A 6,310-nucleotide genomic window follows, 5' to 3' on the forward strand; every position below is an offset into this window, starting at 1 on the left:
CGACGATGCGGCGACTGGCGAACCGTTCGCCGCACGGCGACTCAGGCCTGCTTGGCCGGGATCGCGTCGCGCTTCTCCTTGATCTTGGCCTTCTTGCCGCGAAGGCTGCGCAGGTAGTAGAGCTTCGCGCGCCGCACGTCACCGCGGGTCACGACCTCGATGGTGTCGATGGTCGGGGCGTGCAGCGGGAAGGTGCGCTCGACGCCCACCCCGAAGCTCACCTTGCGCACCGTGAAGGTCTCGCGGACGCCGCCGCCCTGGCGGCCGATGACCACGCCCTGGAAGGCCTGGATACGCGAGCGCGTGCCCTCGACGACCTTGACGTTCACCTTGACGGTGTCGCCCGCGCGGAAGGCGGGGATGTCGGAGCGGAGCGATGCCGCGTCGATCGGGTCGAGCGTGTGCATGGGTGTCGCCTCTCAGCCCTGCCACCGGTCAGAGCGATCATCCGGGCCCGACCGCCAGGCGGCGTGCGGACCACGTGCTTCATGGACGTGACGTGTGCGATGCACGACCGGCCACATCGGCCGACCGGCAGGGCCTGTGCTGTCCCCCCGGAGGCAGGGACATCAGGCGCGCACCGACCTGACAGTGTGCCACACGGGTGCGCCGCGGGCCGAATCAGGGTGTCCGGACGACGGCCCCGTCGCGCACCGACCAGCCCAGACCCGCGAGCACCTGCAGGTCCTCACGGTCCAGCACCGACGGGTCCAGCCCGGCGAGCAGGTCCGGACGACGTGCCGCGGTGCGTTCGAGGGCCCGGTCCCGGCGCCACCGGGCGACGTTGCCGTGGTGCCCCGACAGCAGCACCTCCGGCACGTCGAGCCCGGCCCAGCTCGTCGGACGCGTGTACACCGGGTACTCCAGCAGGCCGTCGCCTGCGTGCGACTCCTCGACGAGCGACTGCGGGTTGCCGATCACCCCGGGCAGCAGCCGGGCGACCGCCTCCACCACGACGAGCGCCGCGACCTCGCCGCCGTTGACGACGTAGTCGCCGATCGACACCTCGGTGACCGCGCCGCTCGCGGCGAAGTGCTCGGCCACCCGTGCGTCGATCCCTTCGTAGCGACCGCAGGCGAAGACAAGGTGCTGCTCGGCGGCCAGCTCCTCGGCGAGCGGCTGGCTGAACCGTTGGCCGGCCGGCGACGGCACGATGAGCCGCGCCCCCGGCGTGAGGACCGCATCGAGCGCCTCGCCCCACACGTCCGGCCGCATCACCATGCCGGCTCCACCGCCGAACGGGGTGTCGTCGACCGTGCGGTGCCGGTCGAGGGCCCAGTCGCGCAGGTCGTGCACCGCCAGGTCGAGCACACCGTCCCGCACCGCCTTGCCGACCAGCGACAACGACAGCGGCGACAGGTACTCGGGGAAGATCGAGACCACGTCGATGCGCACGTCAGCGACCGTCCTGCCCGGTCTCCTCGCTGACGACCAGCGCGTCGGCGTCCACCGCCAGCAGACCGCCGGGCGGGTCCATGAGCACCCGTCCGCCGGCCACGTCGACCACCGGGACGATCTCGCGGACGAAGGGCACCCGGCTCACCGTCCCGTCGGGCTCGCGCAGCACCAGCAGGTCCTGGGCGGGCAGGTGCTCGAGGTCGACCACGGTGCCCAGCAGCTCGTGGCTGCCGACCCGCTCGACCCGCAGACCGATGAGCTCGTGGCGGTACCACGACTCGTCGTCACCCTCGTCGTCCGCCTCGACGACGAGGTCCACGCCACGCAGCGCCTCGGCGCCGGTGCGGTCGTGCACCCCCTCGAAGGTGGCGAACCAGCGGCCCTGCTGCTCGCGGACCGCCTCGACGACGAGAGGCCCGGCGCCCGCGGGGTCGGTGTCGAGCACCGCCCCGCGGGTCAGCCGGGCCTGGGGGTCGTCGGACCGCACGTCGAGGGCGACCTCGCCGCGCAGCCCGTGGGCGCGCCCGATCCGAGCGACCGTCAACTGCACGAGGAGCTCAGCGCCGGTCGACGTCCACGACGTCGACACGGACGGAACCGTCCGTCGACAGCGCGTTGACGACCTGGCGCAGGGCCTTGGCGGTGCGGCCGCTGCGGCCGATGACGCGCCCGAGGTCGTCGGGGTGCACCCGGACCTCGAGCAGCTCACCGCGCCGCAGCGCGGCCTGACGCACGTGCACGTCGTCCGGGTGATCGACGATCCCCCGGACCAGGTGCTCCAGCGCGTCGGAGAGCATCAGGCCTGCTCGTCGTCCGCGGCCGGCGCGGCCGCAGCCTGGGACTTGCGCTCCGAGGCGGTCGCCTTGACCTTCTCGGCGGCGACGGCGACGGCCTCGACCGCAGCGGTCGCGTCGACCTTGGGGGCCTTGGTGCGCAGCGTGCCCTCGGTCCCCGGCAGGCCCTTGAACTTCTGCCAGTCACCGGTGATCTTGAGCAGCACGGCGACCTGCTCGGTCGGCTGGGCGCCGACGCCGAGCCAGTACTGGGCGCGCTCGGAGTTGACCTCGATGAACGAGGGCTCCTCGGTGGGGTGGTACTTGCCGATCTCCTCGATGACGCGACCGTCGCGCTTGGTGCGCGAGTCGGCGACGACGATGCGGTAGTACGGCGCGCGGATCTTGCCCAGGCGCTTGAGACGGATCTTGGTGGCCACGGTGTGATGTCTCCTGAACGTGCAACGGGGCGGTCCTTGCCGCGCCTCCCGTGGGGCAGGCGCGCGGGTAAGACCTGAAGGACTACGGCAACGGCAGGTAGAGGGGCTGCGTGCGCCGTGGACAGCCGCTCATTGTGCCAGATGCGCGGGCCCCGCCCAACTCAGGCGCACCGCCCGCACCGCGGAGGACCTGCCCCTCCGGCCTCGCGACGCGCCGAGCGCGCCGCCGACCGCCGGCTCAGCGCACCCGCACCCCGCGCAGCACGACGGCGGCCGGGGCCGCCAACGCACGGATGTCCACCCGCGGGTCGACGTCGTAGGCCACGAAGTCGGCGGAGGCGCCCTCGCTCAGCCCAGGAACCCCGAGCCACTGCCTGGCGCGCCAGCTCGCGGCGGCCACCACCTCGGCGGCGGGCAGCCCGGCAGCGACCAGCTCGGCCGCCTCGTCGGCGATCCGGCCGTGCGCGATGGTGCCGCCGGCGTCCGTGCCGACCAGGATCGGCGCCCCGGCGTCGTGCAGGTCCCGCACCTGCTGGTAGCGACGGGCGTGCATCTGCCGCATCCGGGCGGCGAACGCCGGGAACCGGGTGCCGGCGTCGGCGATCGCACCGAACTGGGCCACCTGGAGCAAGGTCGCGGTCACCGGGATCCCGGCGGCCGCGATCGCCTCGACCTGGGTGGCGTCGGCGCCGGTCGCGTGCTCGAGGCAGTCGATGCCCGCCGCGAGCAGGTCGTCCAGCGTCTCGGTCGCGAAGGTGTGCGCCGTCACGCGGGCCCCGGCGGCGTGCGCCGCCGCGATCGCGTCGGCGAGCTGGCGGGCCGACCACAGCGGACGCAGGTCGCCGCCCGAGACCAGTTCACGGTCGATCCAGTCGCCGACCAGCTTGACCCAGCCGTCGCCGCGCGCGGCCTCCTGGGCCACCGCGACCGGCAGCTCGTCCGGGTCGTCCAGCTCGCGCGCGTAGGACCGCAGGTAGCGCTTGGGCCGCGCCAGGTGGTGCCCGGCCCGCACCAGCCGCGGCAGGTCGGGCTCGTCGGCCACCCACGAGGTGTCCAGCGGCGAGCCCGCGTCCCGGATCGCCAGCACCCCGCTGTCCCGGTCGGCCAGCGCCTGGGCCCGGGCCGTGGCCCGGTCGGTGGCGCCGCCGGCCGCCAGCCCCACGTGGCAGTGCACGTCGACCAGCCCGGGCAGCACGACGCCGCGCACCGTCGCCGCGGGCTCACCCGCAGGACGGGTGTAGGTGATCCGCCCGCCCTCGACCCAGGCCTCGCCGACCTCGTGCTCGTCGTCGACGACGACCCGACCCACCAGGTGCAGGACGGACATGGCTGCCAGGCCCGTCACTGACCGCGCAGGTACTGGTCCAGCCCCTCGGGCAAGGTCACGTCGGCCGGACGGCTCGGCGCGCCGCCACCCAGACCGAACGCCGAGCCTGCCGGGGAGGCCGGCCGGGCGACCTCGCCGCGCAGCTGCGCGGCCCGCGTCGCCGGGTTGCCCGACCGCGCCTTGCCGCGCTTGGGCGGCGGTGCGGTGCGGCCCTTCGCCTTCTTGCCCGAGCCCGGCAGGTTGCCCATCCCCGGCATCGACGGCATGCCGCCGCCGCGCGCCATCTGGCGCATCATCTTCTGCGCCGCGTCGAACCGGACCACCAGGTCGTTGACGTCGGAGACCTTGGTGCCCGAACCGGCGGCGATGCGCGAGCGGCGCGACCCGTTGAGGATCTTGGGGTTGGCGCGCTCGGCCGGGGTCATCGAGTGGATGATCGCCTCGACGCGGTCGACCTCGCGCTCGTCGAAGCTGTCCAGCGCCTCGCGCATCTGACCCATCCCGGGGAGCATCCCGAGCATCTTCTTCAGCGGCCCGGCGCTGCGGACCTGCTGCAGCTGGCTGAGGAAGTCAGCGAGGGTGAAGTCCTCACCGCTGGCCAGCTTGCCGGCGAACCGCTCGGCCTGCTCGGCGTCGAAGGTCTTCTCGGCCTGCTCGATGAGGGTGAGGACGTCACCCATGTCGAGGATGCGCGAGGCCATCCGGTCGGGGTGGAACACCTCGAGGTCGCTGAGCTTCTCACCGGTCGAGGCGAAGAGGATGGGGCGCCCGGTCACCTGCGTGACGGACAGCGCCGCCCCACCGCGGGCGTCGCCGTCGAGCTTGGACAGCACGACGCCGGTGAACCCGACACCGTCGGCGAACGCCTGGGCGGTGGTGACCGCGTCCTGGCCGATCATCGCGTCGACGACGAACAGGATCTCGTCGGGCGAGGTCGCGTCCCGGATCGCCGCGGCCTGCGCCATGAGACCGTCGTCGACCCCCAGCCGCCCCGCGGTGTCGATGACGACGACGTCGTGCTGACGCGCACGTGCGGTCTCCACGCCCGCACGAGCCACCGCGACCGGGTCGGCACCGGCCGGGAGCACGTCGTCCGCACCGGCGTTGCCCGGGTGCGGGGCGAACACGGGGACCCCGGCCCGCTCCCCCACCACCTGCAGCTGGGTGACGGCGTTGGGACGCTGCAGGTCGGCCGCGACGAGCAGCGGGGTGTGCCCCTGCTCGCGCAACCAGAGCCCCAGCTTGCCGGCGAGCGTCGTCTTGCCCGCACCCTGCAGACCCGCGAGCAGGATGACGGTCGGCGGGTTCTTGGCCAGCCGCAGCTCACGGGTGGCGCCACCGAGCACCGTGACCAGCTCGTCGTGCACGATCTTGACGACCTGCTGCGCCGGGTTGAGGGCGCCGGACACCTCGGACGACAGCGCCCGCTCACGGATCGCCCCCGTGAAGGAGCGGACCACCGGGACGGCGACATCGGCGTCGAGCAGGGCACGGCGGATCTCGCGCACGGTGGCGTCGACATCCGCCTCCGACAGCTTGCCCTTGGTGCGCAGGTTGCGGAAGGTGGCGGTCAGCCGGTCGGACAGGGAGGCGAACACCGCAGGGACTCCAGAGGCAGGTGACTACGGACGGTCCACAGTATCCGTCAGCGCGGCCCGGGCCAGGTCCGTGAGGTCGTCCACGAGCCGCGCCCGCCACGTGGTCCAGGCCGTCGGGCCGGCCGCCGACGCATCGGCCTCGGTGAGCGCACGCAGCAGCTCGAGCAGGTCGGCGCGGTGGTCGACCGCGACGAGCAGCCGCTCGACGGTGGCCGGGTCGTCCAGGTCGGCCGTCGTGGCCAGGTCGGCGAGCGTGAGGTGCTCGCGCACCAGCCGGGTGACGTCGGCGGCGACCTGCGCGCCGAACCCCATCCGGGTGACGATCGGCCCGGCCAGCCGGGCGCCCTCGATCGAGTGGTCACCGGCGCCGGCGCGTTTGCCGATGTCGTGCAGCAGCGCGGCGACGAGCAACGTGTCGGAGTTCTCCAGCTCGCGCCGGTCCCGGCCGGCCCGCGCCACGGTCTCGACGATGTGCCGGTCGACGGTGTGGTGGTGCACCGGTGAGCGCTGCGGCCGGTTGCGCACCCCGGCCCACTCCGGGATCCAGGTGGTGACGACGCCCGCCAGGTCGAGCGCCTCCCAGACCGGCACCTGCGCGGGGCCGCTGCCCAGCAGCGCGAGGAGCTGGGTGCGCGCCGTGCGGGGCCACGGGACCGGCAGCGGCGGGGTGGCCTGCAGGCTGGCCACCGTGACCGGGGACAGCACCAGGCCGGTGCGGGCGGCCGTGGCCGCGGCCCGCAGGGACAGCACGGGGTCCTCGCCCGGGCGGGCGTC

At 74.0% G+C, this 6,310-nt stretch carries 8 protein-coding genes; all 8 read right to left on the reverse strand.

The window, feature by feature from the left end:
* Positions 1-41: 41 nt before the first annotated feature.
* Positions 42-407 carry a 50S ribosomal protein L19 gene (gene rplS / locus F2B26_RS02060; protein WP_159805899.1) on the reverse strand — a complete coding sequence of 122 codons (366 nt, stop codon included), beginning with the start codon at positions 405-407 and terminating at the stop codon, positions 42-44.
* A 214-nt stretch (positions 408-621) separates the two neighbouring features.
* Positions 622-1,395 (reverse strand): tRNA (guanosine(37)-N1)-methyltransferase TrmD, encoded by a 774-nt coding sequence (trmD, locus tag F2B26_RS02065; RefSeq protein ID WP_159805901.1) that lies wholly within the window; start codon positions 1,393-1,395, stop codon positions 622-624.
* A gap of 1 nt (position 1,396) precedes the next feature.
* A complete protein-coding gene (gene rimM, locus F2B26_RS02070; RefSeq protein ID WP_159805921.1) occupies positions 1,397-1,948 on the reverse strand; it encodes a ribosome maturation factor RimM in 552 nt (183 codons plus the stop codon).
* Between the two features lie 7 nt (positions 1,949-1,955).
* The gene (locus F2B26_RS02075; RefSeq protein ID WP_159805903.1) at positions 1,956-2,195 is read right to left on the reverse strand and encodes an RNA-binding protein; all 240 of its coding nucleotides are present in this window, start codon (positions 2,193-2,195) and stop codon (positions 1,956-1,958) included.
* Positions 2,195-2,611 carry a 30S ribosomal protein S16 gene (gene rpsP, locus F2B26_RS02080; RefSeq protein ID WP_159805905.1) on the reverse strand — a complete coding sequence of 139 codons (417 nt, stop codon included), beginning with the start codon at positions 2,609-2,611 and terminating at the stop codon, positions 2,195-2,197. The genes F2B26_RS02075 and rpsP overlap by 1 nt, the downstream gene beginning before the upstream one ends.
* A 238-nt stretch (positions 2,612-2,849) precedes the next feature.
* Positions 2,850-3,938, reverse strand: coding sequence for an amidohydrolase family protein (locus F2B26_RS02085; RefSeq protein WP_159805907.1), 1,089 nt, complete (start codon positions 3,936-3,938; stop codon positions 2,850-2,852).
* A 14-nt stretch (positions 3,939-3,952) separates the two neighbouring features.
* Positions 3,953-5,536 carry a signal recognition particle protein gene (ffh, locus tag F2B26_RS02090; protein WP_159805909.1) on the reverse strand — a complete coding sequence of 528 codons (1,584 nt, stop codon included), beginning with the start codon at positions 5,534-5,536 and terminating at the stop codon, positions 3,953-3,955.
* Between the two features lie 24 nt (positions 5,537-5,560).
* Positions 5,561-6,310 (reverse strand): HD domain-containing protein (locus F2B26_RS02095; protein WP_159805911.1); only part of this gene is annotated, 750 nt, incomplete at its 5' end.

Source organism: Cellulomonas citrea, from assembly GCF_009829685.1.
In the GTDB taxonomy this organism is placed as follows: domain Bacteria; phylum Actinomycetota; class Actinomycetes; order Actinomycetales; family Cellulomonadaceae; genus Cellulomonas; species Cellulomonas citrea.

Bases quoted from the DNA above. Each gene is read 5' to 3' on its own strand.
- rplS (WP_159805899.1), bottom strand. From the start codon at position 407: ATGCACACGCTCGACCCGATCGACGCGGCATCGCTCCGCTCCGACATC.
- F2B26_RS02085 (WP_159805907.1), bottom strand. From the start codon at position 3,938: ATGTCCGTCCTGCACCTGGTGGGTCGGGTCGTCGTCGACGACGAGCAC.
- F2B26_RS02075 (WP_159805903.1), bottom strand. From the start codon at position 2,195: ATGCTCTCCGACGCGCTGGAGCACCTGGTCCGGGGGATCGTCGATCAC.